The organism is Streptomyces sp. NPDC059037, assembly GCF_042740015.1.
Classification (GTDB): Bacteria; Actinomycetota; Actinomycetes; order Streptomycetales; family Streptomycetaceae; genus Streptomyces.
Map to the genome: position 1 here is coordinate 1 of NZ_JBHYIG010000067.1, position 26,721 is coordinate 26,721.

The 26,721-nt window shown below is 70.9% G+C and carries 24 protein-coding genes and 2 pseudogenes; 18 read left to right on the plus strand and 8 right to left on the minus strand.

What is annotated here, in order from left to right; translation table 11 throughout:
- The 6 genes and pseudogenes from ACFWY6_RS16400 to ACFWY6_RS16425 form a co-directional block, all read left to right on the plus strand.
- A pseudogene (locus ACFWY6_RS16400) lies at positions 1 to 325 on the plus strand (hypothetical protein); the annotation flags it as partial.
- Positions 318 to 1,634: an NtaA/DmoA family FMN-dependent monooxygenase gene (locus ACFWY6_RS16405; RefSeq protein WP_384690248.1), complete on the plus strand. Its 1,317-nt coding sequence runs from the start codon at positions 318 to 320 to the stop codon at positions 1,632 to 1,634. The pseudogene ACFWY6_RS16400 and the gene ACFWY6_RS16405, both read left to right, overlap by 8 nt.
- 5 nt (positions 1,635 to 1,639) lie before the next feature.
- A complete protein-coding gene (locus tag ACFWY6_RS16410; protein WP_384690251.1) occupies positions 1,640 to 2,467 on the plus strand; it encodes a DUF1684 domain-containing protein in 828 nt (275 codons plus the stop codon).
- 259 nt (positions 2,468 to 2,726) lie between these two features.
- Positions 2,727 to 3,623, plus strand: a complete 897-nt coding sequence (locus ACFWY6_RS16415) for a S1 family peptidase (protein ID WP_384690254.1) — start codon at positions 2,727 to 2,729, stop codon at positions 3,621 to 3,623.
- Positions 3,624 to 3,816: 193 nt separating this feature from the next.
- Positions 3,817 to 4,698, plus strand: a complete 882-nt coding sequence (locus tag ACFWY6_RS16420; RefSeq protein ID WP_384690257.1) for a slipin family protein — start codon at positions 3,817 to 3,819, stop codon at positions 4,696 to 4,698.
- Between the two features lie 276 nt (positions 4,699 to 4,974).
- Positions 4,975 to 6,060 carry a S1 family peptidase gene (locus ACFWY6_RS16425; protein WP_384690260.1) on the plus strand — a complete coding sequence of 362 codons (1,086 nt, stop codon included), beginning with the start codon at positions 4,975 to 4,977 and terminating at the stop codon, positions 6,058 to 6,060.
- Positions 6,061 to 6,184: 124 nt separating this feature from the next.
- Here ACFWY6_RS16425 and ACFWY6_RS16430 read toward each other — a convergent pair whose 3' ends face one another.
- Positions 6,185 to 7,216 (minus strand): DUF3533 domain-containing protein, encoded by a 1,032-nt coding sequence (locus ACFWY6_RS16430; RefSeq protein WP_384690263.1) that lies wholly within the window; start codon positions 7,214 to 7,216, stop codon positions 6,185 to 6,187.
- A 163-nt stretch (positions 7,217 to 7,379) separates the two neighbouring features.
- On the opposite strand from ACFWY6_RS16430, the gene ACFWY6_RS16435 reads away from it, so the two are divergent.
- Together ACFWY6_RS16435 and ACFWY6_RS16440 are read left to right on the plus strand one after the other, a co-directional pair.
- Complete coding sequence (locus ACFWY6_RS16435) at positions 7,380 to 10,820, plus strand: DNA polymerase III subunit alpha (protein ID WP_384690265.1); 3,441 nt, start codon at positions 7,380 to 7,382, stop codon at positions 10,818 to 10,820.
- A complete protein-coding gene (locus tag ACFWY6_RS16440; protein WP_384690268.1) occupies positions 10,817 to 11,800 on the plus strand; it encodes a hypothetical protein in 984 nt (327 codons plus the stop codon). The genes ACFWY6_RS16435 and ACFWY6_RS16440 overlap by 4 nt, the downstream gene beginning before the upstream one ends.
- Before the next feature lie 10 nt (positions 11,801 to 11,810).
- Here ACFWY6_RS16440 and ACFWY6_RS16445 read toward each other — a convergent pair whose 3' ends face one another.
- Both ACFWY6_RS16445 and ACFWY6_RS16450 read right to left on the minus strand, forming a co-directional pair.
- The gene (locus ACFWY6_RS16445; protein WP_384690271.1) at positions 11,811 to 12,626 is read right to left on the minus strand and encodes an ABC transporter permease subunit; all 816 of its coding nucleotides are present in this window, start codon (positions 12,624 to 12,626) and stop codon (positions 11,811 to 11,813) included.
- On the minus strand, positions 12,623 to 13,531 hold the full coding sequence (locus ACFWY6_RS16450) for an ATP-binding cassette domain-containing protein (RefSeq protein ID WP_384690273.1): 909 nt from the start codon (positions 13,529 to 13,531) through the stop codon (positions 12,623 to 12,625). The genes ACFWY6_RS16445 and ACFWY6_RS16450 overlap by 4 nt, the downstream gene beginning before the upstream one ends.
- Positions 13,532 to 13,664: 133 nt before the next feature.
- Here ACFWY6_RS16450 and ACFWY6_RS16455 point away from each other — a divergent pair, with 133 nt between their 5' ends.
- The 3 genes from ACFWY6_RS16455 to ACFWY6_RS16465 all read left to right on the plus strand — a co-directional run bounded on the left by ACFWY6_RS16455 (position 13,665) and on the right by ACFWY6_RS16465 (position 16,789).
- Entirely contained in the window at positions 13,665 to 14,954 is a 1,290-nt protein-coding gene (locus tag ACFWY6_RS16455) for a sensor histidine kinase (protein WP_384690275.1), read from the plus strand.
- On the plus strand, positions 14,951 to 15,619 hold the full coding sequence (locus ACFWY6_RS16460; protein WP_384690278.1) for a response regulator: 669 nt from the start codon (positions 14,951 to 14,953) through the stop codon (positions 15,617 to 15,619). The genes ACFWY6_RS16455 and ACFWY6_RS16460 overlap by 4 nt, the downstream gene beginning before the upstream one ends.
- A 300-nt stretch (positions 15,620 to 15,919) precedes the next feature.
- The gene (locus ACFWY6_RS16465) at positions 15,920 to 16,789 is read left to right on the plus strand and encodes an esterase/lipase family protein (RefSeq protein ID WP_384690281.1); all 870 of its coding nucleotides are present in this window, start codon (positions 15,920 to 15,922) and stop codon (positions 16,787 to 16,789) included.
- A 60-nt stretch (positions 16,790 to 16,849) separates the two neighbouring features.
- Here ACFWY6_RS16465 and ACFWY6_RS16470 read toward each other — a convergent pair whose 3' ends face one another.
- Positions 16,850 to 17,830, minus strand: coding sequence for a lytic polysaccharide monooxygenase (locus tag ACFWY6_RS16470; protein ID WP_384690284.1), 981 nt, complete (start codon positions 17,828 to 17,830; stop codon positions 16,850 to 16,852).
- Positions 17,831 to 18,056: 226 nt separating this feature from the next.
- A complete protein-coding gene (locus tag ACFWY6_RS16475) occupies positions 18,057 to 18,743 on the minus strand; it encodes a response regulator (protein ID WP_361816239.1) in 687 nt (228 codons plus the stop codon).
- Positions 18,744 to 18,937: 194 nt separating this feature from the next.
- Between ACFWY6_RS16475 and ACFWY6_RS16480 the strand changes: the two genes are divergently transcribed.
- From ACFWY6_RS16480 to ACFWY6_RS16495, 4 genes are read left to right on the plus strand one after another with little or no spacing between them, the layout of a single operon-like run.
- Positions 18,938 to 19,921 carry a Bug family tripartite tricarboxylate transporter substrate binding protein gene (locus ACFWY6_RS16480; protein ID WP_384690322.1) on the plus strand — a complete coding sequence of 328 codons (984 nt, stop codon included), beginning with the start codon at positions 18,938 to 18,940 and terminating at the stop codon, positions 19,919 to 19,921.
- The gene (locus ACFWY6_RS16485) at positions 19,918 to 20,469 is read left to right on the plus strand and encodes a tripartite tricarboxylate transporter TctB family protein (protein ID WP_384690287.1); all 552 of its coding nucleotides are present in this window, start codon (positions 19,918 to 19,920) and stop codon (positions 20,467 to 20,469) included. Before ACFWY6_RS16480 ends, ACFWY6_RS16485 begins: the two co-directional genes overlap by 4 nt.
- Before the next feature lies 1 nt (position 20,470).
- The gene (locus ACFWY6_RS16490; protein WP_384690290.1) at positions 20,471 to 21,979 is read left to right on the plus strand and encodes a tripartite tricarboxylate transporter permease; all 1,509 of its coding nucleotides are present in this window, start codon (positions 20,471 to 20,473) and stop codon (positions 21,977 to 21,979) included.
- A complete protein-coding gene (locus tag ACFWY6_RS16495; protein ID WP_384690293.1) occupies positions 21,976 to 22,419 on the plus strand; it encodes a GNAT family N-acetyltransferase in 444 nt (147 codons plus the stop codon). Before ACFWY6_RS16490 ends, ACFWY6_RS16495 begins: the two co-directional genes overlap by 4 nt.
- A gap of 43 nt (positions 22,420 to 22,462) precedes the next feature.
- On the opposite strand, the gene ACFWY6_RS16500 is transcribed toward ACFWY6_RS16495, so the two are convergent.
- Positions 22,463 to 22,603 (minus strand): hypothetical protein, encoded by a 141-nt coding sequence (locus tag ACFWY6_RS16500; protein WP_384690296.1) that lies wholly within the window; start codon positions 22,601 to 22,603, stop codon positions 22,463 to 22,465.
- A gap of 109 nt (positions 22,604 to 22,712) precedes the next feature.
- Here ACFWY6_RS16500 and ACFWY6_RS16505 point away from each other — a divergent pair, with 109 nt between their 5' ends.
- The 3 genes and pseudogenes from ACFWY6_RS16505 to ACFWY6_RS16515 all read left to right on the plus strand — a co-directional run.
- A complete protein-coding gene (locus tag ACFWY6_RS16505; RefSeq protein ID WP_384690299.1) occupies positions 22,713 to 23,858 on the plus strand; it encodes a methyltransferase domain-containing protein in 1,146 nt (381 codons plus the stop codon).
- Between the two features lie 31 nt (positions 23,859 to 23,889).
- Complete coding sequence (locus ACFWY6_RS16510) at positions 23,890 to 25,113, plus strand: RNA-guided endonuclease InsQ/TnpB family protein (protein ID WP_384690302.1); 1,224 nt, start codon at positions 23,890 to 23,892, stop codon at positions 25,111 to 25,113.
- 60 nt (positions 25,114 to 25,173) lie between these two features.
- Positions 25,174 to 25,281 (plus strand): annotated as a pseudogene (locus tag ACFWY6_RS16515) (CGNR zinc finger domain-containing protein); the annotation flags it as partial.
- Here the strand turns inward: ACFWY6_RS16515 and ACFWY6_RS16520 are convergent.
- Together ACFWY6_RS16520 and ACFWY6_RS16525 are read right to left on the minus strand one after the other, a co-directional pair.
- Entirely contained in the window at positions 25,254 to 25,781 is a 528-nt protein-coding gene (locus ACFWY6_RS16520) for a DUF402 domain-containing protein (RefSeq protein WP_384690305.1), read from the minus strand. The pseudogene ACFWY6_RS16515 and the gene ACFWY6_RS16520 overlap by 28 nt on opposite strands.
- Positions 25,762 to 26,688 carry a GNAT family N-acetyltransferase gene (locus ACFWY6_RS16525; RefSeq protein ID WP_384690309.1) on the minus strand — a complete coding sequence of 309 codons (927 nt, stop codon included), beginning with the start codon at positions 26,686 to 26,688 and terminating at the stop codon, positions 25,762 to 25,764. Before ACFWY6_RS16525 ends, ACFWY6_RS16520 begins: the two co-directional genes overlap by 20 nt.
- Between the last annotated feature and the right edge of the window lie 33 nt (positions 26,689 to 26,721).

Genomic DNA, 26,721 nt, shown 5'->3' on the forward strand with positions numbered 1-26,721 from the left:
GTAGGGAGTGGTGTAAAAGAAGGAGGAGAGACAGGCGGTGATGGTCCTCGCCGACCACACCGTGGACCTCGGCGACGGCGAGGCCGTCGTCGACCTCGCCGAACTCATCGCCTCCTGGCACGCGTCCGGCGCCGTCGACGGATTCCACCTGCGGCCCGCCGAGCCGCGCCGCGACTTGGAGCGGCTGGTCAACGGCACCGTGGCGCTGCTGCGGCACCGCGGGTCGTTCCGCACGTTCTATCCGGGCAGCACCCTCCGGGAACACCTGGACCTCGCCCGGCCCGCCAACCGTTACGCCGCGCTCGCGGGGGACCGTCATGAGTGAACGTACGCATACGTCGACGAAGCGGCAGTTGCACCTCGCCGCGCATTTCCCCGGCGTCAACAACACCACCGTCTGGGCCGATCCGCGGTCCCGGTCGCAGATCGACTTCGCGTCGTTCGAGCATCTGGCCCGCACCGCCGAGCGCGGTCTCTTCGACTTCTTCTTCCTCGCGGAAGGACTTCGGCTGCGCGAGCACAAGGGGCGCATCCATGACCTGGACGTCGTCGGGCGGCCCGAGTCCCTCACCGTCCTGACCGCGCTCGCCGCCGTCACCGAGCGCCTGGGCCTGGCCGGGACGGTCAACGTGACCTTCAACGAGCCCTACGAACTGGCCCGCAGGCTCAGCTCGTTGGACCATCTCAGCGCGGGCCGCGCCGCCTGGAACGTCGTCACCTCCTCCGACGCCTTCACCGGCGAGAACTTCCGGCGCGGCGGCTATCTCGACCGGGCGGACCGGTACACCCGCGCCGCCGAGTTCGTCAGGACCGCGCGCGAGCTGTGGGACTCCTGGACGCCGCAGGGCGAGCCGCGGCCCTTCGCGCACCAGGGGCAACACTTCGACATCGAGGGGGAGTTCACCCTGCCGCGCTCGCCGCAGGGGCATCCCGTCGTCATCCAGGCGGGGGACTCGCCCGAGGGGCGCGAGTTCGCCGCGTCCGCTGCCGACGTCGTCTTCACCCGGCATGGCACGCTGGAGGCGGGCCGCGACTTCTACGCCGATGTGAAGGGCCGCCTCGCCAAGTACGGCCGAGAGCCGGATGACCTGAAGATCATGCCCGGCGTCACCTTTGTCCTCGGCGACACCGCCGCCGACGCCCAGGAGCGGGCCGCCGAGATCCGCCGGCAGCAGGTCTCCCCGCAGAACGCGATCCTCGCCCTGGAGCAGGTCTGGGGCGTGGACCTGTCCTCGTACGACCCGGACGGGCCGCTGCCCGACATCGACCCGGACCCCGGATCGACCCTCGTCCAGGGCCGGGTGAAGATCACCAACGCCCTTGAGATCGCCGAGAAGTGGCGTGCGCTCTCCCGGGCCAAGGGGCTCTCCATCCGTCAGACCGTCATCGAGACGACGACCCGGCAGTCGTTCGTCGGCACACCGGAGGCCGTCGCCGCCGAACTGGAGGAGTTCGTGGCGACCGGCGCCGCCGACGGATTCATCCTCGTCCCGCACCTCACCCCCGGCGGGCTCGACGACTTCGTCGACCGGGTGGTGCCGCTGCTCCAGGAGCGGGGCGTGTACCGCACGGAATACCAGGGCGCGACGCTGCGCTCACACCTCGGGCTGCGCGAGCCCCTATGGAAGGGTTGATCACCATGAGCACCGAAACGGGCGCCGGGCACAGCGACGCCGTACAGGACTGGAAGCACTGGCACGAGCAGCGGACGGAGACGGTGTCCGCGCCCTACGGCCCGCTCTCCCTCACCGGCACGCACTGGCTCGCGGACTATCCGGAGGGTCAACTTCCGGACATCCCCGGGCGCTGGACCGATGCGGGGGAGGAGATCCTCCTGACGGCGGGTCCCGGCGACGGCCTCACCCTCGACGGGGAGCCCTTCAGCGGCGAGGCCCGCCTCGCCGCCGACCCCGGCCCTGTCGGCGCGGCCCGCGTCGCGCACGGCGAGCGGCGGTTCGTCGTGCTCCGGCGCGAAGGGCTCTGGGCGGTCCGCGACTTCGACCCGGAGTCCGCCACGCGCCGCGCCTTCCAGGGCATCGAGGCCACCGCGTACGACGAGCGCTGGGCGGTGCCGGGGCGCTTCACTCCGTACGACGCCGAAAGCACCGTCGACGGCGTACGCACCGTTCGCGTGGGCAACGCCGACGGGGTGGAGCGCGGGCTCGGTCTCGGCGGTGAGCTGGCCTTCAGCCTGGCCGGAAAGGACCACACGCTCCAGGTGTCGGTGGAGGGCGACGGCTCGTTGTGGGCGGTGTTCGCCGACGCGAGCAGCGGGGCCTCCAGCTACCGTTTCCGCTTCCTGCGGCCCGCCGCGCCGGACGCGGAAGGGCACACGACGGTCGACTTCAACCGCGCGCTGCTTCCGCCGTGCGCCTTCGCCGACCACTTCATCTGCCCCTTCCCGCCGCCCGGCAACACCCTCGCCGCCGAGATCGCCGCCGGAGAACGGAACCTTCTCGGCCGGTGACACGTCTGACTGGGAGCCGATGACCCAGAGCCCCGGTGGCGTACGACAGGTACGACAGCCACCGGGGCCGGTCGACGTGTATCCGGCTGACGGCCGAAAGACGCCCTTGTGCGGGCACGCGTCGGCCCGAATACTCCCGAGCAGCGCTTGTCAGGGGCACGGCGTATCCGGAATCCGGTCCGCCCTTTGTTTCTTGGCTGCGCCTCACGGGCTCCCAACCCACGCGGGCCCACTGACTTCCCCTCGGGAGGAACAACAAGTGAGGAACAAGCGCACCACCCCCCGCAGTGGCATAGCGAGACGCACTCGTCTGCTCGCGATCGCCACCGGACTCGTGGCCGCCGGCGCGCTCGCCGTACCCGCCGCGAACGCCAACGACGTCACCACCTTCAGCTCGGCGCAGCTCACCAAGGCGGGCGACGCGGTGCTCGACGCCGATGTCGCGGGCACCGCGTGGAGCGTCGACAAGGCGACCAACCGCCTTGTCGTCACCGCCGACAGCACCGTCTCCAAGGCCGAGATCGCCGAGATCAAGAAGGCGGCGGGCAGCAACGCGGGCGCCCTCAAGATCGAGCGCACCCCCGGCAAGTTCAACAAGCTGATCTCCGGCGGCGACGCCATCTACGCGTCCAGCTGGCGCTGTTCGCTCGGCTTCAACGTCCGCAGCGGCACCACCTACTACTTCCTGACCGCCGGGCACTGCACCGACGGTGCGGGCACCTGGTGGTCCAACTCCGGGCACACCACGACGATCGGGTCCACGACGGGCTCCAGCTTCCCGACCAACGACTACGGCATCGTCAAGTACTCCGGCTCGATCAGCCACCCCGGCACGGTCGGCAGCCAGGACATCACCAGCGCGGGCAACCCGACCGTGGGCCAGGCCGTCAAGCGGCGCGGCTCCACGACCGGCACCCACGGCGGCTCGGTCACCGGTCTCAACGCGACCGTCAACTACGGCGGCGGCGACATCGTCTACGGCATGATCAAGACCAATGTCTGCGCCGAGCCCGGCGACAGCGGCGGTCCGCTGTACGCGGGCACGAAGGCGCTCGGCCTCACATCGGGCGGCAGCGGGAACTGCTCCTCGGGCGGCACGACCTTCTTCCAGCCGGTCACCGAGGCGCTGAGCCGGTATGGCGTGAGCGTCTACTGATCACGTACACCTGATCCACTGATCACATACGCCTGATCCACGTACGAGCAGGACCGCAGCCAGCAGCAGGTGAACCCCCGCCCGGGCGTCGGGCGGGGGTTCACCCTTGTCTCCCGTCTCCCTTTGTGCGCCGTGCGGGGTTACCTTCGAAGTACACGCCCAACACGCCCAATTCGGACCCTGGGGGGCCGGCATGGTCGAGGAGCTGGTGACGGCGGGAGTGGCCGTCGGGTCTGTCGGAGCGGTCTATTTCATGGCGGCGGCGCGTGTCGTCAAGCAGTACGAGCGGGGTGTGGTGCTCCGGCTCGGGCGGCTGCAGCGTTCGGTGCGCGGGCCGGGGTTCACGATGATCGTCCCCGGGATCGACCGGCTCCGTAAGGTGAACATGCAGATCGTGACGATGCCGGTCCCTGCGCAGGACGGGATCACGCGGGACAACGTGACGGTGCGGGTGGACGCCGTCATCTACTTCAAGGTGGTCGACGCGGCCGAGGCGGTCGTGCAGGTCGAGGACTACCGCTTCGCCGTCTCGCAGATGGCCCAGACGTCCCTGCGCTCGATCATCGGCAAGAGCGACCTGGACGATCTGCTCTCCAACCGCGAAAAGCTCAACCAGGGCCTTGAGTTGATGATCGACTCGCCCGCCATCGGGTGGGGTGTGCAGATCGACCGGGTCGAGATCAAGGACGTATCCCTGCCCGAGACGATGAAGCGTTCGATGGCCCGGCAGGCGGAGGCGGACCGTGAGCGCCGCGCCCGCGTCATCAACGCCGACGCCGAACTGCAGGCGTCCAAGAAGCTCGCCGAGGCCGCCCACGAGATGTCGGAGGAGCCCGCGGCCCTCCAACTGAGGCTGCTGCAGACCGTCGTCGCGGTCGCCGCCGAGAAGAACTCCACCCTCGTGCTGCCCTTCCCCGTCGAGCTTCTGCGCTTCCTCGAACGGGCCCAGCAGGCCCAACCGCCGGCGCCGCAGACACAGCGGCCGCCGACCCCCGCACTCTCGGAATCCGGTGCGCAGGATTCGGAAGCCGGAGAGCCGGCGGCGCGCGGAGAGTCGAAAACAGGACAGGACTAGTCCTCACCCGCTGCCGAAGGGCCGATCGCACGCGGTGTTTGCAACGGGAACCGACGTGGCGAGACCGGGGTCGGTGAAGAGGCAGGGGGCGCACGGTGTTTGTCGCGTGCGCGTCCTGAAGTAGACCTTGTGTGCTACCGGACGGTCTCGGAATAGTGGGCCGCACCCTTTGGCATGGACGCGGCTTTCCCAGCGTGTGCGACTCCGTGCCGGTACGCCTTCAGGCCCCCAAGGTCCCCACACCGAGCGGGCCGACCCCCCACAGGAGGACGTCAGTTGAAGCACCGACGCATACCCAAGGGACGCGCGGCCGCCGCAGGTGCGGGCGTTGTCGCGCTGATCGCCGCCGGAGTCACCTTCCAGACTGCGAACGCGAGTGAGAGTGCCCCGACCCCCACGCCGGACACCCTCACGGTCGCAAAGGCCGGAAAGCTCGCCACGTCCATCGCCAAGGACCTCGGCGTGGACGCCGCGGGCACCTACTACGACGCCAAGGGCAAGAACCTCGTCGTGAACGTCCTCGACGAGACGGCGGCGGAGACGGCCGAGGCGGCAGGAGCCAAGGCGAGAATCGTCGAGAACTCCGTGGCCGAGCTGAAGAGCGCCCGCTCGACGCTGAGCGACAAGGCGTCCATCCCCGGCACCTCGTGGGCGGTCGACCCGGCCACCAACAAGGTCGTCGTGACGGCGGACCGCACGGTCAAGGGCGCCGAGATGGACAAGCTCAGCGCCGTGGTGAAGAAGCTCGGATCGAAGGCCGAACTCCAGCACAGCAAGGGGGAGTTCAAGCCCTTCATCGCAGGTGGCGACGCCATCTGGGGCGACGGCGGCCGCTGCTCGCTCGGCTTCAACGTGGTCAAGGACGGTGCCCCGCACTTCCTGACCGCGGGCCACTGCACGGAGTCGATCAAGAGCTGGTCCGCGGAGCAGGGCGGCCCGGTCATCGGTGAGAACGCCGACTCCAGCTTCCCCGACAACGACTACGGCCTGGTCAAGTACACGGGTGACACCCCGCACCCGAGCGAGGTGAACCTCTACAACGGCTCCACCCAGGCCATCGCCAAGGCGGGCGACGCGACCGTCGGTCAGAAGGTGCAGCGCAGTGGCTCGACCACGCAGCTGCACGACGGCACGGTCACCGGCCTGGACGCCACCGTGAACTACGGCAACGGCGACGTCGTCAACGGACTCATCCAGACCGACGTCTGCGCCGAGCCCGGTGACAGCGGCGGCGCGCTCTTCGCGGGCGACACCGCGCTTGGACTCACGTCCGGTGGTAGCGGTGACTGCTCCGCCGGAGGTGAGACCTTCTTCCAGCCGGTGCCGGAGGCGCTGAGCGCTGTTGGCGCGGAAATCGGCTGAGGGTGCGCCCCCGCGCGGGGTAGGAATCGGGGCCCGGTGCTTTCGAGTGCCGGGTCCCCTTTCGTCTGCGGGCCGTATGTGGCTGGTCGCGCAGTTCCCCGCGCCCCTGACGGGGCCGCCGCCCTCACGCGATGCTCTTCCCCGCGAGGTCGAGCGAGCTGGTGTCCGCCTTGTGCCGGGCTGACATCGCCAGGGTGACGACGACTCCCACGGCCGCCCAGGCGGCGAGCACCAGCAGTGGTTCGGTGATCGCGTTGCTCTCGAAGTACGCGATGGAGCGCGCCACCCAGGTGCCGGCGCCCGGCGGCAGCCAGGGGCCGATCGCCTCCCAGAAGGGCGGCAGCATCGGCAGCGGGAAGGCGCCGCCCGCGCTCGGGTTGCCCGCGATGACGACGATCAGGACGGCCAGGCCGATGCCCACGATGCCGGTGAGCGCCTGCAGGGCGAGCGTGATCATGCCGACCCCGAAGACGACCAGGGCGCCCAGGCCCCACAGGGCCAGGACGCTGCCGGGCAGGGCGCCCAGGATCGGCCCGATGATGATCGCGCCGCCGAGTCCGCCCGCGATCGAGTAGAGCGCCATGACGCCGGTCCTGATCAGCGCGCGCGAGAGGTTGGCGGCCCGGGAACCCGCGCTGATCGCCAGGATCGAGGCGCAGAGATAGCCGCCGACGCACCAGCCGACGACCAGATAGAAGGACGAGAGCCCGTCGAAGTCCTCGGGGGAGGCGGGCGCCACGTCCACGGTCCTGACTGTCCGGTTCTCCGCCGCTTCGAGCTGGGTGACGATCTTCTCCAGCGTGGTGGCGAGGACGGTGCCGCCGCCGGAGGCGACCAGGAGCGTGTCGGTGGTGGCCCGGGGATTGATGATCAGGGCGCCGTCGATGTCACGGTTCATGATCTGCTTCCGGGCCGTGGCCTGGTCCTCGACCACGCGGGGGTCGAGCGGATCACCGGGGAGCTTCCCGAGCCGGGCCGACGCCTGCTCGGCGGCGGGCCCCGGAGCGACCACGCCGAAGGGCACGTCCCTCGGCTTCGGATCGTGCAGCGCCCCCACGTAGGAGGCGATGAACAGCAGCTGCAGGGCGAGTACGCCGATGACCAGCAGGGCTGCTCGCGGGGTGACGGCGCTCTTCAACTCATCGGTGAAGCTCATGCCCCCACGCTCGGGGGCCCCTGCCGTTCCCGCAGGTGGGCGGGGCCGAACGGGCTACGGCGATGGGCGCGTCGCACACGTGTCGTACGTACGTTCGAAACTTGGTCTATGGTGGAGGCGGGGGCTGTGAGGTCGGATCGGTTCAGGTTTTCAGGAGGTGCGTGTGCCAGGGTTCACGCATCTGCACACCGTCTCCGGGTTCTCCCTGCGGTACGGGGCCTCGCACCCGGAGCGGCTGGCGGAGCGCGCCGCGCTGCGGGGCATGGACGCCCTCGCGCTCACCGACCGGGACACCCTCGCGGGGGCGGTCCGGTTCGCCAAGGCCTGCGCGAAGGCGGGGGTGCGGCCGCTGTTCGGCACCGGGCTCGCGGTGGCCGAGCCCGGCCCGGCGCGGGGCGAGCGGCGGCGGACCCCGGTGCGTGGCGGTGCCTTCATCGACGAGTCGACCCCGCGGGTGACCTTCCTCGCCCGGGACGGCGCCACCGGCTGGGCCACGCTCTGCCGCCTGGTCACCGCCGCGCACCGGACCGGTGAGGGGCAGCCTGTCCTGCCGTGGGAGGAGAACCACGGCGACGGTCTGACCGTGCTGCTCGGCCCCGCGTCCGACGTGGGGCGCGCGCTCGCCGCGGGGCGCCCGGACCGGGCCGCCCGCCTCCTCGCCCCCTGGCGCGAGCGCTACGGCGACGCGCTGCGCCTGGAGTCCGTCTGGCACGGCCGCGAGGGCACTGGACCCGGCTCGCTGCGCCTGGCCGCCCGCACCGTCGGCTTCGCCGCCGAGCAGGGCATCCGCCCCGTCCTGAGCAACGCCGTGCGCTACGCCGACGCCGGCATGGGCCCGGTCGCCGATGTGCTCGACGCGGCCCGCCGTCTCGTCCCCGTCGACCCGACCAAGGAACTCGACGGCGGCGAGCGGTGGTTGAAGGGCGCGGGCGACATGCTGCACATCGCCGAGCGCGTCGTCGAGGCCGCCGGCTTCCGCCGCGACACCGCCCACCGTCTCGTCGAGCAGACCCAGACCGCCGCCGCCGAGTGCCTCGTCGACCCCGATGACGACATCGGCATCGGCTCCGTACGCTTCCCCGAACCGCACCTCGTCGGCGCGGGGCGCCGCACCGCGCAGCGCGTCCTGGCGTCGCGGGCGGCGGCGGGCATGGTGCTGCGCGGCTACGACTCGCGGCGCGTGTACTGGGAGCGGATGCACCACGAGCTGGACATCATCGCCTACCACGGCTTCGCCTCCTACTTCCTCACCGTGGCCCAAGTGGTCGACGACGTACGCGACTTGGGGATCCGGGTCGCGGCGCGCGGCTCCGGCGCCGGATCCCTGGTCAACCACCTCATCGGCATCGCGCACGCCGACCCCGTCGAGCACGGGCTGCTCATGGAGCGGTTCCTGTCCACGCGGCGGTTCGTCCTGCCGGACATCGACATCGACGTGGAGTCGGCCCGCCGCCTGGAGGTCTACCGCGCGATCATCGGCCGCTTCGGCACCGAGCGGGTCGCGACCGTCGCCATGCCCGAGACCTACCGGGTGCGGCACGCCGTACGCGATGTGGGCGCCGCCCTGTCCATGGACCCGGCCGAGATCGACAGGATCGCCAAGTCCTTCCCGCACATCCGCGCCCGCGACGCCCGCTCGGCGATGGCGGAGCTGCCCGAACTCCGGGCGGTGGCGGGGGAGATGGGGCAGCACGGCAAGATGTGGGAGCTTGTCGAGGCGCTCGACGCGCTGCCCCGCGGCATCGCCATGCACCCGTGCGGGGTGCTGCTCTCCGACGCCTCGCTGCTCGCGCGTACGCCGGTGATGCCGACCAGCGGCGAGGGCTTCCCCATGTCCCAGTTCGACAAGGAGGACGTGGAGGACCTCGGGCTGCTCAAGCTGGACGTGCTCGGCGTGCGGATGCAGTCGGCGATGGCGCACGCCGTGGGGGAGATCGAGCGGGCCACGGGCTCCCGTGTCGACGTGGACGCGGTGCCGCCGGGGGACCCGGCGACGTATCGACTCATCAAGTCCGCCGAGACGCTCGGCTGCTTCCAGATCGAGTCGCCGGGCCAGCGTGACCTGGTCGGACGCCTTCAGCCCGCGACCTTCCACGACCTGGTCGTCGACATCTCGCTGTTCCGTCCGGGACCCGTCGCCGCCGACATGGTGCGGCCCTTCATCGAGGCCCGGCACGGCCGCGCGCCCGTCCGCTATCCGCACCCGGATCTCAAGGGGCCGCTGAAGGAGACGTACGGAGTCGTCGTCTTCCATGAGCAGATCATCGAGATCGTCGACATCATGACCGGCTGCGGGCGCGACGAGGCGGACCGGGTGCGGCGCGGGCTCTCCGACCCCGAGTCGCAGGGGCGGATCCGGTTCTGGTTCGCGCAGCAGGCCGCGGCGAAGGGGTACGACGCCGAGACCATCGGCCGGACCTGGGAGATCATCGAGGCCTTCGGGTCGTACGGCTTCTGCAAGGCGCACGCGGTGGCCTTCGCCGTGCCGACGTACCAGTCGGCGTGGCTGAAGGCCCATCACCCGGCCGCGTTCTACGCGGGGTTGCTCACGCACGACCCCGGGATGTATCCGAAGCGGCTGCTGCTCGCGGACGCGCGGCGGCGCGGGGTGCCGATCCTTCCGCTGGACGTGAACCGGTCCGCGGTCGCCCACCGTATCGAACTGGTGTCTGATAACCCGGGGGGCTCCCGGTGGGGGCTGCGGCTTGCACTCTCCGACGTGCACGGCATCAGCGAGGCCGAGGCCGCCCGGATCGCCGACGCACAGCCCTACGCATCGCTCGTGGACTTCTGGGAGCGGGCCAGGCCGTCGAAGCCGGTCGCGCAGCGGCTCGCCCAGGTCGGCGCGCTCGACGCGTTCGGCGCCAACCGCCGCGATCTGCAGCTGCACCTGGCCGAGCTGCGGCGCGGCGCGCACGGCTCGTCAGGAGCCTTCGGGGCCCAACTCCCCTTGTCCGGCGGGCGGAAGACGGCACCCGCCGGTCTGCCCGACCTGGACGACGCGGAACGCCTCAGCGCCGAACTCGGCGTCCTCGGCATGGACTCCTCGCGCCATCTCATGGGCGATCACGCGGAGTTCCTCAAGGAGCTCGGCGTGCTGACGGCCCGCCGCCTCCGGGACGCCGAACACGGCGCGACCGTGCTGGTCGCGGGCGCCAAGGCGGCCACCCAGACCCCGCCGATCCGCTCCGGCAAGCGCGTCATCTTCACGACCCTGGACGACGGCACCGGCCTGGTCGACCTGGCCTTCTTCGACGACGCCCACGAACGGTGCGCGCACACCGTCTTCCACTCCTGGCTGCTGCTCGTCCGAGGTGTCGTGCAGCGCCGCGGGCCGCGCAGCCTCAGCGTGGTCGGCGCGGCCGCCTGGAACCTGGCCGAACTGGTGGAGCTGCGCCAGGAAGGAGGCCTCGACGCGGTGGCCGAGCGGCTGACCGAGCAGCCGCCGGAGCCGGAGCCCGCAGCGGCCCCGGCGGACGGCGGCCGGCGCATCCGGATGTCCACGGGGTACGAGATGCACCCCTGGGCCGACCTGCAGCCGCCCGGCGAACGGGCGGCCACGGGACGGAAGTTGTGGCACCAGAGCCCGGGGAGCGCGGGATGAGCACTCTCTGTATACGTTTCCTGCTGCCGCCCATGTACGAGGCGGCCCTGCCCCGGCTGATCGCACTGGTCGGCGAGTTCAGCCCGGTCGTGGAGGCCCTGCCGCCCGACGGTGTGCTCGTCGACGTACGGGGAGCCATGCGCTACTTCGGGCGGGACGCCGTCGAGCTCGCCGCGGTGATCCGGGTGCGGGCGCTCGCCCTGTACGGGGTGGACTGCGTGATCGGCGCGGGGCCCGGGCCGATGCTGGCGCGGATGGCCGTACGCGGCGCCGTGCCGGGAGTGACCCGAGTCGTGGGCCGGGAACCGGCAGCCGTCGCGGAGTTCCTCGGCCCGAAGCCGGTCACCGAGCTGCCCGGGGTCGGCCGCGCCACCGCCCGCACCCTGTGCGAGTACGGGCTCGACTCCGTCGGCAAGGTGGCCGCCGCGCCGCTGTCCACGCTGCAGCGGCTCATCGGCGCCCGCGCAGGACGCGAGCTGCACGAGAAGGCGCACGGCGTCGACCGCGCACGGGTCGTGCCGAACGCGGCCGCCCGCTCGCTCGCCGCCGAACGGCCCTTCCCCCGCGACGAGTTGGACCCCACCCGGCACCGGCGCGCACTGCTCTCGATCACCGAGGAGCTCGGCGTCAGAATGCGCGGCGACGACCAGGTGTGCCGCTCCCTGACGCTCACCGTGCGGTACGCGGACCGCACCGGTTATGCGACGACCACCCGCACCCGCGCCCTGCCCGAGCCGACCGCGCACTCCAGCGCGCTGACCGCGACCGCGTACCGGATGTACGAGGCGCTCGGCCTGCAACGCGCCCGGGTGCGCGGCATCTCCCTGCGCGCCGAAGGGCTCGGCCCCGCCGAACAGGCCGCCCACCAGCTGATGTTCGACCCGGCGGACGACAGGGCGCGCCGCATCGAGGAGGTCGCCGACCGGGCACGGGCGAAGTTCGGCCCCGGCGCGATCGTGCCGGGGACGCTGGCCGCGTAGGAGCGGCCGCTCAGACATCGCGGCGGTGCACCACGACCACCGCCACGACCGCCGCCACGAGCGGCCACACCGCGAAGACGGTCCACGCCTCCGCGACCGTCACCGGATACCTGCCCGGCGGGTAGTCCATCGCCGGGTTCTCGACCAGGGCCTGCCACGCGGTGAGCGGCATCGCGTTGCCGATCTCCTTCGCCCAGCGGTACGTGTCGCCCGCGAAGAGCGAGGGCAGCAGCAACAGCGTCACGAGGGACGCGACGACGGTGCCCGCCGCATGCCGGATCAGTGCGCCGAGCGCCATGCCGACCAGCGCGCACAGCGGGGCGAGCAGCGCGGATGCCACGACCGCCCGCAGCGCGCCGGGAGCGCCGATCGGCAGGCCGATGGTGTCGCTCAGCACGGCCTGGGTCGCGCCGAAGGAGGCCGCCGCGACGACCGCGCCGAGCACGAACATCACCGCGGCCACGACGGCCGCCTTGGCCACGAGCACCGCGCGGCGGTCGGGGACGGCCGCGAACGTCGTACGGATCAGACCGCTGGTGTACTCGCCGAAGACCGTGATGGCGCCGACGGCGGCGGCGACGACCACGAGGATCTGGTAGGCGGGGTCGACGAAGGCGGCGTGCATCGGGTCGACCTGGAAGGCCCCGTCCGGGGAGGTCGCCGGCTGGTGCTCCAGGAGGTCGGCGTTGGACCGGGCGGAGTTGACATTGATCCCGATGACGACCAGCGCGCCCACGCCGAGGATCCAGCCGGTGGAGCGCAGGGACCAGAGTTTGATCCATTCGGCGGCGACGAGGTCGCGGAAGCGGGCGCGGGCAGCGGTCATCGGGGCTCTCCCGCGAGGTATTCGGCGCTGTCGGCGGTGAGTTCCAGGAAGGCGTCCTCCAGGGATGCGGTGCGGGTGGTGAGTTCGTGCAGCAACACCCGGTGCTGGAGGGCGAGTTCGCCGATGCGGGCGGCGGGGAGCCCGGTGACGGTGAGCAGGTCGTCCTGGATGTGCACGGAGGCGCCTTCGGCGGTCAGTACGTCCCTGAGCTCCATGGCGTCCGGCGTACGCACCGTCACGCTGAGCCGGGTGCCCCGTGCGGCGAAGTCGGTGAGGCTCTCCGCGGCGATCAACTCGCCGCGGCCGATGACGATGAGCTGGTCGGCGGTGTTCTCCATCTCGGTCATGAGGTGGCTGGAGACGAGGACGGTGCGGCCCTCGGCGGCCAGGCGGCGGAAGAGTCCGCGTACCCACAACACGCCTTCCGGATCAAGGCCGTTGAGCGGCTCGTCGAACAACAGCACCGGCGGGTCGCCGAGCAGGGCGGTGGCGATGCCCAGGCGTTGTCTCATGCCGAGGGAGAAGCCGCTCAGGCGTCGGCGTGCGGCGTCGGTGAGGCCGACCTCGTGCAGGACCTCGTCGACGCGGCTGCGGGGGATGCGGTTGCTGCGGGCCAGGGCGCGCAGGTGGGCATGGGCCGTGCGCCCGCCGTGGACGTCGCCTGCGTCGAGGAGTGCGCCGACATGGCGCAGGCCGCGCGGGCGGTCGCGGAAGGGGCGGCCGTCGATGACGGCGGTGCCGCCGGTGGGGGCGACCAGGCCGAGCAGCATCCGCAGGGTCGTGGTCTTGCCCGCGCCGTTGGGGCCGAGGAACCCGGTGACCTTGCCGGGGCGGACGGTGAAGCCGAGGTCCTTCACGGCCGTCCTGTCGCCGTACACCTTTGTCAGTTCGTTGACTTCGATCATCCGGCCACGGTCCCGTGGGCCGCGGGCGCCCGGCATCGGGCCGTCGGCCACCCACACTGCGGGCTCCGGTAGCCCATGGGCGTACGACCGTGGGCCAATACCCCTGCGCGGGACGGGCACATACGATCGGCGCATGGACATCGAGGCAGGTCAGGCGGCACCCGAGCAGGGCAGGGGCCCGCGTGTGGCCGGGCGGCTTTGGCCGCCCGTGCGCACCGGCCTGGCCTGGAGCGGGGCGGTCGTCTACCCCTTCGTCACCTACGTCACCTTCGACCACGGGCAGCAGGGCTTCGACGCCCTGATGGTCCTCGCGTCGATCGCGCTCACGGCCGTGGTCGCCTCGCTCCTCCGGCGCCGGCCGCTGCCCGCCCTGGTCTTCCTGCTCCTGGGCGCGGTGACGGCGACGATGGAGATGCGGAAGACGGAGGTCAGCTATCTGCAGATCTTCGTCGGGGTCTGCGCCGTCGGCTATCTCGCCGCCACCCGCCCGCGCCGTACGTCGGTCGCCGCCGCCCTCATGGCGTTCACGGCACAGCTGCTCAGCCTCTTCGCCTTCCCGCCCGACGGCGGTTGCGATCCCACCGCGGGCGTTCCTCCCCAGGGCATGGTGAACGGCTGCGCACCCTCCGGGTGGGTGAGCAACAACGGCGAGACCGTCGCGTTCATCGCCGTCGCCCTGATCGCCGCCTGGATGGTGGGCAGTTCGTCCCGCGAGCGCCGGGCACACGCTCAGGCGCTGCGCAGCCAGGCCACGGCCCGCGCCATCACCGCCGAACGCCTGCGCATCGCCCGCGAGTTGCACGACATGATCGCGCACAGCATCGGCGTCATCGCCATCCAGGCGGGCGTGGGCAGCCGCGTCATCGAGACCCAGCCGGCCGAGGCCCGCAACGCGCTCACCACCATCGAGAACACCAGCAGGGAGACGCTCGCGGGTCTGCGCCGGACGCTGGTCGCCCTGCGCAAGCCGGAGTCAGACGCTGCTACGGGTGCCGAACTCGCCCCCGATCACGAGGACGTGACGCCCCGTGAGCCGACGCCCGGCCTCGCCGACATCGACCGCCTCGTCGCGTCCGCGCTGGACGCCGGGGTACGGGTCGAGGTGCGGTGGCCGGGCGGGCGCGAGCCGCTGCCCGCCGACATCGACCTGGCCGCGTTCCGCATCCTCCAGGAGGCACTGACCAATGTCGTACGGCACGCGGGAACGGACACCTGCCGGGTGAGCGTCGAGCGGCGGGCCGCCGAGCTGTCCATCGAGATCGAGGACGGCGGGCGGGGCGGGCTGCCCGCGGGCACCGGCTTCGGCCTGGTCGGCATGCGGGAGCGAGTCGCCCTGCTGCACGGCCGCTTCACCGCGGGGCCGCGCCCCGAGGGCGGCTTCCGGGTGGCGGCGCTGCTGCCCGTGCCGGAGGAGGGACGGTGACGGACCGCGTGGTGCGCGTCGTACTGGCCGACGACCAGCCCCTGGTCCGCGCGGGCCTGCGAGTCCTCATGGCCGACAACCCCGAACTCGACGTCGTGGGCGAGGCGGGGACGGGCGCCGACGCCGTCCGGCTCGCCAGGGACGTACGCCCCGATGTCGTCGTGATGGACATCCGCATGCCCGGCATGGACGGCATCGAGGCCACCCGGCTGATCACGGCGGAGACCGACGCGACCCGCGTCCTGGTCCTGACGACGTTCGACGACGACGATTACGTGTACGGGGCGCTGCGCGCAGGCGCCAGCGGGTTCCTCGTCAAGGACATGGCGCTCGACGACATCCTCGCGGCGATCCAGGTGGTGGCCGCGGGGGACGGCCTGATCGCGCCGAGCGTCACCCGCCGTCTCATCGAGGAGTTCGCGGCGCGGCCGGAGCCTGCGGCGCTTGAGCGGCGGTCGGTGGACGGGATCACTGACCGTGAGGTTGAGGTGCTGACGCTGGTGGGGCGGGGATTCTCCAACGCTGAGATCGCGTCGGAGTTGTTCATCACCGTGGCCACGGTGAAGGCGCATGTAGCGCGGCTGTTTACCAAGCTGGGCGCCCGGGATCGGGTGCAGTTGGTCATCATCGCTTATGAGTTGGGGCTGGTTTCTCCGCCTCGGTAGGGGGTTCGGGGGCACCGTGGGCGTCTGCGGGTGCGTGTTGGTTGCTCGCGCAGTTCCCCGCGCCCCTTTGGGGCGCTTGTACCGACGGCGGTCAATAGTGCGGCGGAAGGCGACCCTGCCTGTGATCGCCGGAAGTTTTACCGACGCGTAACTTCACACTTTTACTACTCGCCCGTAATTTGGCGTGTGCACGGCATCCTCGTGATCCGGATCACAGGGCTCGCTCATCGTCGCTGCCTTGAGCAATTCCCTTGAGCAACTCCCTTGAGCAACTCCCTTGAGCCGCAAGGAGATCACCCGATGCTGCCCTGGAGACGAGCGCTCAGAGCGCTTGCCGCCGCCCTGCTCATGACGGGCGCGCTCACCCTGACCCCCGCCGCGCAGGCGGCCCCGGACGCTTCGTCTGCCGCTGCGACCTCATCGAGCGGCTGGAACGACTACAACTGCAAGCCGTCCGCCGCCCACCCGCGCCCCGTCGTCCTCGTCCACGGCACCTTCGGCAACTCCGTGGACAACTGGCTCGTCCTGGCGCCCTACTTGGTGAGGCGCGGCTACTGCGTCTACTCCCTCGACTACGGCCAGCTGCCCGGAGTGCCGTTCTTCAACGGGCTCGGCCCGATCGACAAGTCGGCCGAACAGCTCGACGCCTTCGTCGACAAGGTGCTCGCCTCCACGGGCGCCGCGAAGGCTGACCTCGTCGGCCACTCGCAGGGCGGCATGATGCCCCGCCACTATCTGAAGTTCCTCGGCGGCGCGGCGAAGGTGAACGCCCTGATCGGCCTCGCGCCCGACAACCACGGCACCACCCTGCTCGGCCTGACCAAGCTGCTGCCCTACTTCCCGGGCATCGAGGACCTGCTCACCACCAAGACGCCGAGCCTCGCCGACCAGGTGGCGGGATCGCCGTTCCTCACCAGGCTCAACGCGGGCGGCGACACCGTGCCCGGCGTGCGCTACACGGTCATCGCCACCAAGTACGACGAGGTGGTCACCCCGTACCGCACGCAGTTCCTCGAAGGTCCCGACGTACGCAATGTGACCGTCCAGGACCTGTGCCCCGTCGACCTCTCCGAGCACGTGGCGATCGGGATCCTCGACCGGGTCGCCCACCACGAGGTCGCCAACGCGCTGGATCCGCAGCACGCGACACCGAGTACGTGCCTGTCCTGACCCGTGACGAACAGCGGGCCGCTGCCCGACCCGGCAGCGGCCCGCTCTGTTCGGGACGACTCAGCGGCCGTGGCGGGCCGTCCTGCGGCGGGCCGTGGCGAACATGGCCGCCGCGCCCAGGGCGAGGGCGCCGGCGCCACCGATCGCGATGTACGGAGTCGTGCTGTCGCCGCCGGTCTCGGCGAGGTTCTCGTCGGTGGCCGCGGGCTTCGCGGCGGCGCCGTTCACCTCGGGCTCGTTGGCGGGGGTGTCCTGCGCCGGGGCCGCCCCGGAGGCCTCGGCGCCCGTCTTGGCGTCGTTGTCGCCGTGGCCGTGGTGCTCGACGGTCGACTTCTCGGAGCCGGCCTCGATGTCCTTCTCGGACGGCGCGGAGGCCGTCGGGGCGGGAGCCGTGCCGCCGCCGCTGTCCTTGCCGAAGACGACGTCGGAGCAGGTGTAGAAGGCCTCGGGGGAGTCCGAGCGCTGCCAGATCGAGTAGATCAGGTGGCGGCCCGACTTGGCCGGGACCTTGCCGTCGAAGACGTAGTCACCGTTCTCCATCTTCGGGTCGGTGACCTTGACGAACGGCTTCTCCTCCAGGTCCGACCACTTCAGCGGCTTGGCCGGGTCGTACGAGTCCTTCGTGACGTACAGCTCGAAGGAACCCTTGTGCGGGGCGGTGCCCTTGTAGCGGAATGTGTGGTTGCCGGCGGCGAGCTTGCTGGACGGCCAGTCGGCACGCGGCAGGTCGAGGCCCTTGTACTTGTCGTTGCCCGCGCTGCACAGCTTGCCGTCGGGGATGATCTCCTTCGACTTGCCTGCGGCGTTGGCGATGTTCACGCCGTTCCAGTCGTAGAAGGCCTGCGCGCCACTGGCCGCGACAGCCGCCTTGCAGGCGGCCGACTTCGGGGCCTCCGGACCCTCCTGGAAGCAGGCGGACACCCGGCTCACCGGGTCCGTCATCGAACCGTGCGCGGCGGCGGGCGCGGCGGACAGGACGGTCAGGGCGAGCGGGGCGATGCCTGCGGCGGCTATTGCGGCGACCTTGCGGCTAGCGGTCATGGGTGGTTCTCCTCGGCTGCGGTCGGGGGTGGGGGACGCGGGGCCCCGGCGACGAGAAAGCTAGCCGCTTGAAAACCCGAATTCGGCTGCTGAGGGCGGGTGATGGCGATCTTTATGGTGCAGTTAAGGGAGGGCTAATCGGGGGCTCAGGCTGCGCCTGAAGGAGTACTTGTCTGCGGGGTGCGTCTTGGTTGCTCGCGCAGTTCCCCGCGCCCCTTCGGGGCGCTCATCGCACCCAGCGGTATCGCCGCTCCGGCCGCCCCGTCCCCCCGTACCGCAGCGTCACCTCCGCCCTCCCCGTGTCCGCGAAGAACTCCAGGTACCGTCGCGCGCTGACCCGGGAGAGTGCTCCCTCCTGGGCGCACTCCGTCGCCGAGAGGCCGTCCGGGTGGCGGCGCAGGGTCTGTTCGACCAGGTCGGCGGTGTGTGCCGCAAGGCCCTTCGGAAGTTCGCGGGAGCCGGGCGGGCGGGTGCCGAAGAGCTGGTCGACGTCCTCCTGGCGGGCCTCGTCCAGACCGTCGAGGCGGGCCCGCAACGCCGCCACGTGCAGCAACTGCTCCCGCAGTGCCGCCTGGTTGAACGGCTTGATGAGGTAGTGCAGTGCGCCCGCCCGCAGCGCCGCCCGCACGATCTCCGCGTCCCGCGCCGCCGTGATGAACAGCGCGTCCACCGGCTGCCGGTCCCGGTCGCGCTCCTCGACGGCACGCAACTCCCGTAGCACCGCGATGCCGTCCATATCGGGCAGATAGACGTCAAGGAGTACGAGATCGGGGCGGAGGCGTTCCACCGCCTCCAGTGCCTGCGCACCGCTGTGCGCCACCCCCACCACCGAGAATCCGTCCACCGCGGACACATAGCGGCTGTGCAGTTTGGCGACCATGAAGTCGTCGTCCACGACCAGCACCCTTGTCATCGCCGCAGGCTATGGGCGCGACCACAACGACCACAACGTCCGTTGATTCCGGAAGAGAGACAGCTTCTTAACGCGCAGGCAACATGTGGGCCACCTCACAGGAATCCCCGTCCCCGCGGATGGCGGCCGGGTTCCCGCCCCCCACCGGGAACCCGGCCCCACCAACTCCTACGTACCGACAGGTGGTGGCACACGTGCGTCTGCGCACACCCCTTGCCCTGCTCGGGGCCGCGCTGCTCGTGCTCGCAGGGCCGCCGCTGCTCTCGACGGGCAGCGGCTCCGAGACCGGCACACAGATCCCCGGCCTGCGCTTCATGGTCCCCAACACACCGGGCGGCGGCTACGACATCACCGCCCGCACCGCGGCGAAGAACGCCGAGGACGCCGAGCTCACCCACAACATCGAGGTGTTCAACCTGCCCGGCGCCGGCGGCACCGTGGGCCTGAGCCGCCTCGTCGGCGAGCACGGCAACGGAAAGCTCGCGATGTCCATGGGGCTCGGAGTCGTGGGCGCCGCACGCTCCAACCACTCGCCCAAGACCCTCGCCGACACCACCCCGATCGCCCGCCTCACCGAGGAGCCGGACGTCGTGGTGGTCGCCAAGGACTCGCCGTACAAGGACATCAAGCAGCTGATCACCGCCTGGAAGAAGAACCCGGGCAAACTCCCCGTCGGCGGCGGCTCGTCCCCCGGCGGCCCCGACCACCTCGCCCCGATGCTGATGGCGCGCGCCTCGGGGATCGCCCCCAAGAAGGTCAACTACGTTCCCTTCGACGGCGGCGGCGAACTCCTCGCCTCGATCCTCGGCAAGAAGGTCGCCTTCGGCGTCTCCGGCGTCGGCGAGTACCTCGACCAGATCAAGTCGGGCGAGCTGCGCCTCCTCGCGGTCACCGGACCCGAGCGCGTCGACGGCCTGGAGGGACCCACCCTCAAGGAGTCCGGCTACGACGTGGACTTCACCAACTGGCGCGGCATCGTCGCACCGCCCGGCCTCTCTGAAGCCGAGCGCGACAAGCTCACCGGCCTCGTCAGGAAGCTCCACGACTCCCCTCAGTGGCGCAAGTCCCTCAAGACGAACGGCTGGGACGACGCCTTCCTCACCGGCGACAAGTTCGGCGACTTCCTGGACGCCCAGGACAAGCGCGTGGTGTCCGTCCTGAAGGAGCTCGGACTGTGACGACGACAACCACCGAAAACCCGCCGACCCCGCCCGAGGAGTCCGGGAACAGCCGCCGCTCCTGGCTGCGCGAGCACTCCGAACTCGGCGTGTGCGTCATGCTGTTGGCCCTCGGCGTGCTCGTCCTCACCGACGCGCTCACCATGGACGTCGACATCGCCCAGCGCGGCCCGATCGGCCCCAAGACGGTCCCGGTCGTGGTCGGCATCGGACTCCTGGTCGTCGCCGTGCTCCTCGCGGTCGACGTCCTGCGCGGCGGCCGCGGCGAGGCCGAGGGCGGCGAGGACATCGACCTGTCCGAACCCGCCGACTGGCGCACCGTCCTGCTGCTCGCCGGGGTCTTCCTCGGCGCCGCCGTCCTCATCGAACCGCTCGGCTTCCCCATCGCGGGCGCCCTGCTGTTCTGGGGCGCCGCGTACGCGCTCGGCAGCAGGCACCTGGACCGCGACCCGCTCATCGCGGCAGGCCTCTCCCTGATCACGTACGTCGTCTTCAACAACCTGCTCGGAGTCCCGCTCCCCGGCGGCCCGCTGATGGGAGTGCTCTGACATGAACGCCCTCAACTCCCTGATGGACGGCTTCGGCACGGCCCTCACCCCGCTGAACCTGCTCTGGGCCGCGGTCGGAGTGCTCCTTGGCACCGCGATCGGCGTGCTGCCCGGCATCGGCCCCGCGATGGCGGTGGCGCTGCTGCTGCCCGTGACGTACGGCCTGGAACCGACCGGCGCGTTCATCATGTTCGCCGGCATCTACTACGGAGCGATGTTCGGCGGCTCCACGACGTCGATCCTCCTCAACACACCGGGCGAGAGCGCCGCGGTCGTCGCCGCCATGGAAGGCAACCCGATGGCCAAGGCGGGGCGCGGCGCACAGGCGCTCGCGGCCGCCGCCATCGGCCACTTCGCGGGCGGCATGATCGGCACCATGCTCCTTGTGGCGCTCGCGCCGACGGTCGCCGACCTCGCCGTCGACATCGGGGCGCCCGACTACTTCGCCATCATGGTCCTCGCGTTCATCGCCGTGACGTCGGTCCTCGGCTCGTCCCGCATCCGCGGCCTCGCCTCCCTCCTGATCGGCCTCACCATCGGCCTGGTCGGCCTCGACCAGATGACCGGGCAGCAGCGGCTGACGTTCGGCTCGCTCCAACTCGCCGACGGCATCGACGTGGTGATCGTCGCGGTGGGCCTCTTCGCGATCGGCGAGGCCCTGTGGGTCGCGGCCCATCTGCGCCGCACCAGCGGCGAGGCGATACCGGTGGGCCGCCCCTGGCTGGGCAAGGCGGATGTGAAGCGCACCTGGAAGTCCTGGCTGCGCGGTCCGCTCATCGGTTTCCCGTTCGGCGCGATCCCGGCCGGCGGCGCCGAGATCCCCACCTTCCTCTCGTACGTCACCGAGAAGCGCCTGTCCAAGAACAAGGAGGAGTGGGGCAAGGGCGCGATCGAGGGCGTGGCGGGCCCCGAGTCGGCGTCATCGGCATCGGCGGCGGGCACGCTGGTCTCGATGCTGACGCTCGGCCTGCCCACGACGGCCGTCGCCGCGGTGATGCTCGCCGCCTTCCAGCAGTACGGGATCCAGCCGGGCCCCCTGCTCTTCGAGCGCGAACCGGACCTGGTCTGGGGCCTGATCGCGTCCCTCTTCGTGGGAATGGTGCTCCTGCTCGCCCTGAACCTGCCGCTGGCCCCGGTCTGGGCGAAGCTGCTCCGCATCCCGAGGCCCTACCTCTACGCGGGCATTCTCTTCTTCGCGGCGGTGGGCGCGTACGCGGTCGGCGGTGAGGCGCTCGACCTGGTGATCCTCCTGGTCATCGGCCTGATCGGCTTCGGCATGCGGCGTTACGGACTGCCGGTCCTGCCCGCGGTGATCGGCGTCATCCTCGGCCCGAACGCCGAGCAGCAGCTGCGCCGCGCCCTGCAGATCAGCGACGGCAGCGTCAGCGGCCTGTTCGACACGCCCTTCTCCATCACGGTGTACGCGATCATCGCGCTGATCGTGCTGTGGCCGCTGCTGAAGAAGGCGGTGGTGCGGGGGCGCGCCCGTGGCGTAGACGTAGACGCATGACAGCCGACATCCGCCCCGCCACCACCGCCGACGTCCCCGCAGTGAAGGCGGTGACGGACGCCGCGTACCGCCACTACATCGAGCGCATCGGTGTAGTGCCCGCCCCCATGGAGGCGGACCACGCGGCGGAGGTGGCGGCGGGGCGGGTGTATGTCACGGGGGACCCGGTGATCGGCGTCCTGGTCCTCGTCCCGCACGAGGACCATCTCTTCCTGGACAGCATCGCGGTCCACCCCGAGGCGGCGGGCCGGGGCGTGGGCGGCCGCCTCCTTGCGTTCGTGGACGCACGCGCGCGTGCCCTCGGGTTTCCCGAGGTCCGTCTCTACACGAACGCGATGATGTGGGAGAACCAGAAGATCTATCCGCGGTACGGATACGAGCTGGTGGAGCGCAGGGTCGACGGCCCCTACGACCGCTTCCACTACCGCAAGGGCCTCTAGACCTTCTAGACCTTCTGGGCCTTCTGGCCGCGGCCGGGCGGTCTCATCCGTCCGGCCACCAGGTCCGCTGGACGTCCTTGCGGACCTCGGGTCGTTCACGGGGCCGGTCCTCGGCCTCGTGCTTCTCGCGGATCTGTCGGGTGGTGGGCTTACCGACGGTCTTGTGCACGGTCACACGGCGCATGGCTGCCTCCCTGTACCTACCGATGTCCAAGGCGGTACGGCTGTAGACCTCTGCGGGGAGGGTTTCTCATCCAAGGCCGATTGTCAGTGGCGGGTGTCACGATCGGGGCATGACGATCGACTGGGACGCGCAGGCGGCCACCTTTGACGACGAGCCGGACCACGGACTGCGGGACACGGTGGTGCGGGAGGCCTGGGCGGGGCGGCTGCGGGACTGGCTCCCGGAGACAGCGGGGGACGTGCTCGATCTGGGGTGCGGCACGGGCAGCCTGTCACTGATCGCTGCCGAGTACGGACACGGTGTGACGGCGGTGGATCTGTCGCCGAGGATGGTGGAGCGGGCGCGCGAGAAGCTGGCCGGGCACGGGGCGGAGGTCCTGCTCGGAGATGCGGCCGTGCCCCCGGTCGAGGGGCGGACATTCGACACGATCCTGGCCCGCCACGTCCTGTGGACGCTCCCGGACCTCGAGGCGACGCTCAGACACTGGTGTTCGCTGCTGCGCCCCGGCGGCCGTCTCGTCCTGATCGAGGGCGTATGGGGGACGACCAACCCCGCCGGCATCCCTGCCACCCGCCTGATCGAGGCGCTGACACCCCTGGTGGGCCGACTGCACTCGGAGCGCCTTTCGGGCGACCCGCGCCTGTGGGGCAAGGAAGTGGAGGACGAGCGGTACGCGGTGGTGGGCGTCCTGCCGGCCACCCCGCCCCGCCACAAGGAGGTGGTCGACGTCCACCTCATCCTGCGCCGCGGCGACGAGGTCCTCCTGGCCCGACGCGCCAACACGGGTTACGGAGACGGCCTGTTGAACGTCCCGTCGGGCCACGTGGAGCCAGGCGAGGACGTCCGCGAGGCCGTGCTCCGCGAGGCCCGCGAGGAGATCGGCCTCACCCTCGCCCCGGCAGACGTCCGAGCCGCGGTGGTCCTCCAGCACCGGGGCCCCGGCGGCAATCCCCGCATCGGCTGGTTCTTCGAGGCAGACCACGGCAGGGGCGGCACCCCCTTCAACGCGGAGCCCGAAAAGTGCGAGGAACTCACGTGGCACGCGATCGACGCCCTGCCGGACGACATGGTGGCGTACTGCAGGGCGGGCCTGGAGGCATGGCGGGCGGGGGAGCGGTTCCTGCTGCACTGGCAGGAGGATGGGGATGGGGTGGGGTACGACCCTGCGGGGGTCCACCGCGCGCTTCCGTTGGCGGTGGGGCCGGATGCTGCGGGGGGAGGGGGGGATAGTTCGCGCAGACGTTCTCTCTGGTGATGCTTTGCGTGGTGTGCCTAGTGTGATCGTCATGCAGCTTCGGTACGCCTTCAGGTTGTACCCGGACGACTCTCAACGCGGCGCGTTGGCGCGGGCGTTCGGGTGCGCCCGCGTCGTGTTCAACGACGCCGTGCGCGCCCGCGAGGACGCCAGAGCGGCAGGAGCGCCGTTCCCGGGAGCCGGGGAGCTGTCTTCGCGCCTGATCACCCAGGCCAAGCAGACCCAGGCCCGCTCCTGGCTGGGCGAGGTCTCCGCGGTCGTGCTCCAGCAGTCCCTGCGCGATGCCGAGACGGCGTACAAAAATCTCTTCGCCTCCCTCAAGGGCACCCGCAGGGGAGCGAGGGTGGGCGCGCCCCGTTTCAAGTCCCGCAAGGACAACCGGCAGTCGATCCGGTTCACCGCCAACGCCCGCTGGTCCATCACCGGCAGCGGTCGGCTGAACCTGCCGAAGATCGGGGCGGTGAAGGTGAAGTGGTCCCGCAACCTGCCCAGCGCTCCCACTTCTGTCACGGTGATCCAGGACGCTGCGGGCCGGTACTTCGCCTCGTTCGTCATCGACACTGACCCAGACGCCGATGCCGTCCGCATGCCCGGAAGCGGCCAGTCCATCGGCATCGATCTGGGGTTGAGCCATTTCGCGATCCTGTCCAACGGCACGAAGATCGACTCCCCGCGGTTCCTGCGCCGCGCGGAGAAGAAGTTGAAGAAGGCCCAGCGGGAGCTGTCCCGCAAACAGAAGGGATCCAGGAACCGGGACAAGGCCCGTCTGAAAGTCGCTCGCGCCCACGCGCAAGTGGCCGACGCCCGTCGCGAGTTCCACCACCAGCTCTCCACGCAGTTGATCCGCGAGAACCAAGCGATCGGCGTGGAGGACCTGGCGGTCAAGGGGCTGGCGCGCACCCGACTGGCCAAGAGTGTGCACGATGCGGGCTGGTCACAGTTCGTGGCCATGCTCGTCTACAAGGCCGACCGGTACGGGCGCACCCTGATCAAGATCGGCCGGTTCGAACCGACCTCCCAGACGTGCTCGGCCTGCGGACACCGGGATGGACCCAAGCCCTTGGACATCCGGGAGTGGACCTGCCCGGCGTGCGGCACCCTCCTCGACCGGGACATCAACTCCGCACGCAACGTGAAAAGGGCCGCCGGACTGGCGGTATCGGCCTGTGGAGCGCAGGTAAGACCAGAACCCGTTCTGGCACAGCGCAACGAAGCAGGAAGCCTTGGATTCCCTCCCAAGGCCCATGCCGCGTAGCGGCACGGGTCCGGACGGGAAGGCCAGAATCCTCGCGCTTCAGCCCGAGGAGCAAGTCAATTCGTCAAGCGGCATGGCCGGCAGGAGTGGTGCAAGCCCTCGTGCGGCAACCGGGCCAGGGTCGCCCGCCACTACCAGCGTCAGCGCGAATCGCCGGTGGAATCCTGAACAGAGGGAAGGACGGGCAGCGCACCCTCACGCGCCAGGTCCTCCAGGACGTCCAACGCCCAGACCGCCGCGGCCGCCGCCTCCGGGTCCTGCTCGGCCAGGCCGCTCTGAGCGAACTCGTCCTCGTCAAGGCGGACGATCGTCGCGCCGTCGGCCGAGCACCACAGGTCGAGATCCAGGTCCTCGACCACCAGCGCGGCGCCGTCCCGCACCGCGGGCCGTGTCACGTCGCAGTACCAGCCCTTCAGGACCCCCTCCGGCGTACGGACCTCCTTCACGGCGTACCAGCGGTCACGCCAGAAGTGCTCCGTGAAGACATCACCCGGCTCGAAGCGTACGAAACCGAAGTCCCGTACCCCGTCCGCCGCCCACGGCGCACGGACCGTCACCTGGTTGCCGTCGTCCGCCACGACCTCCGCCGGGTAGCGGATCTTGACGCGGCCCGCCTTCACCAGCGTCACCTCCACGGCCGTCGGGCTCTCAGCCGAGCTCGCGGACATGCCGTACCTCCGTCGCACAGATCTCGTAGCCGAACCACTTGTTGATGGCCAGCATCGGTTCGTTTCCGGCGTCGTTGCCGGTGAACGCCTCCGTGAAGCCGGCGGCACGCGCCCGGTGCAGGGAGTCGTTCTTGGCCAGCTTCGCCAGGCCCCGGCCGCGGAAGGCGCGCCCGGTGCCGGTCATGCCGCTCGCGTAACGGGACGCGTCGTCCGTGCGGGCCAGGCTGAAGGCCGCCGGGCGGCCGTCCACCACGGCCACGGAGGTCAGCTCGCGATTGACCAGGGGGTGGTTCCACGTCTCGGAGAGCCAGTGCTCGTAGTCCGTGAACTCCGCCGCCACATCGCTCGGTTCGTCCGCCACCGTCTCCGCGTCGAGCTCGAAGAGCGCGCGCGGGTCGTCCCCGAACTCCGCTCCCGTACGCAACTCCACGCCGGCGGGCGGCTCCTGGCGGGGCGGCAGGCCCGCGGTCAGGTCGAGACGGAGGAAGTGGGCCGAGCGGCTCGCGCGGTAGCCGCGCTTGGCGGCGAAGGCGCGGTTCGCGGGCTCGTCGAGCACCCAGGAGAAGAACGTCGTGGCGCCGCCGTTCGCCAGATGCTCCTCCGCCGTACGCAGGATCAGCGAACCGGCGCCGAGGCCGCGCCGTTCGGGCAGTACGTAGACGTTGGCGAAGCCCTGGCCGGGATCGGGGCTGTCGTAGGCGATGCCCACCTGGGCCGTGCCGATGATCTCCCCGTCGATCTCGGCGGCCAACTGCCGGTACAGGGCGTCGGGATGGGCGTGCGCCAGGTCGAACGCGACCGAATCGGCGGTGGCGAGCATCGCCGGGACACAGGCACGCCGGACGGCGGCGAAGGCTTCGGCGTCCGGTGTGCTGCCGGGGCGCAGGGCGCGTACCAGGAGAGTCATGGAGCCGCACGTTACGCGCGGGGCGCGTCGGGG

Bases quoted from the DNA above. Each gene is read 5' to 3' on its own strand.
- ACFWY6_RS16505 (WP_384690299.1), top strand. From the start codon at position 22,713: ATGACGATCGACTGGGACGCGCAGGCGGCCACCTTTGACGACGAGCCG.
- ACFWY6_RS16500 (WP_384690296.1), bottom strand. From the start codon at position 22,603: ATGCGCCGTGTGACCGTGCACAAGACCGTCGGTAAGCCCACCACCCGA.
- ACFWY6_RS16405 (WP_384690248.1), top strand. From the start codon at position 318: ATGAGTGAACGTACGCATACGTCGACGAAGCGGCAGTTGCACCTCGCC.
- ACFWY6_RS16430 (WP_384690263.1), bottom strand. From the start codon at position 7,216: ATGAGCTTCACCGATGAGTTGAAGAGCGCCGTCACCCCGCGAGCAGCC.
- ACFWY6_RS16495 (WP_384690293.1), top strand. From the start codon at position 21,976: ATGACAGCCGACATCCGCCCCGCCACCACCGCCGACGTCCCCGCAGTG.
- ACFWY6_RS16490 (WP_384690290.1), top strand. From the start codon at position 20,471: ATGAACGCCCTCAACTCCCTGATGGACGGCTTCGGCACGGCCCTCACC.
- ACFWY6_RS16465 (WP_384690281.1), top strand. From the start codon at position 15,920: ATGCTGCCCTGGAGACGAGCGCTCAGAGCGCTTGCCGCCGCCCTGCTC.
- ACFWY6_RS16420 (WP_384690257.1), top strand. From the start codon at position 3,817: ATGGTCGAGGAGCTGGTGACGGCGGGAGTGGCCGTCGGGTCTGTCGGA.
- ACFWY6_RS16410 (WP_384690251.1), top strand. From the start codon at position 1,640: ATGAGCACCGAAACGGGCGCCGGGCACAGCGACGCCGTACAGGACTGG.
- ACFWY6_RS16450 (WP_384690273.1), bottom strand. From the start codon at position 13,531: ATGATCGAAGTCAACGAACTGACAAAGGTGTACGGCGACAGGACGGCC.
- ACFWY6_RS16525 (WP_384690309.1), bottom strand. From the start codon at position 26,688: ATGACTCTCCTGGTACGCGCCCTGCGCCCCGGCAGCACACCGGACGCC.
- ACFWY6_RS16470 (WP_384690284.1), bottom strand. From the start codon at position 17,830: ATGACCGCTAGCCGCAAGGTCGCCGCAATAGCCGCCGCAGGCATCGCC.
- ACFWY6_RS16440 (WP_384690268.1), top strand. From the start codon at position 10,817: ATGAGCACTCTCTGTATACGTTTCCTGCTGCCGCCCATGTACGAGGCG.
- ACFWY6_RS16455 (WP_384690275.1), top strand. From the start codon at position 13,665: ATGGACATCGAGGCAGGTCAGGCGGCACCCGAGCAGGGCAGGGGCCCG.
- ACFWY6_RS16445 (WP_384690271.1), bottom strand. From the start codon at position 12,626: ATGACCGCTGCCCGCGCCCGCTTCCGCGACCTCGTCGCCGCCGAATGG.
- ACFWY6_RS16520 (WP_384690305.1), bottom strand. From the start codon at position 25,781: ATGTCCGCGAGCTCGGCTGAGAGCCCGACGGCCGTGGAGGTGACGCTG.
- ACFWY6_RS16475 (WP_361816239.1), bottom strand. From the start codon at position 18,743: ATGACAAGGGTGCTGGTCGTGGACGACGACTTCATGGTCGCCAAACTG.
- ACFWY6_RS16510 (WP_384690302.1), top strand. From the start codon at position 23,890: ATGCAGCTTCGGTACGCCTTCAGGTTGTACCCGGACGACTCTCAACGC.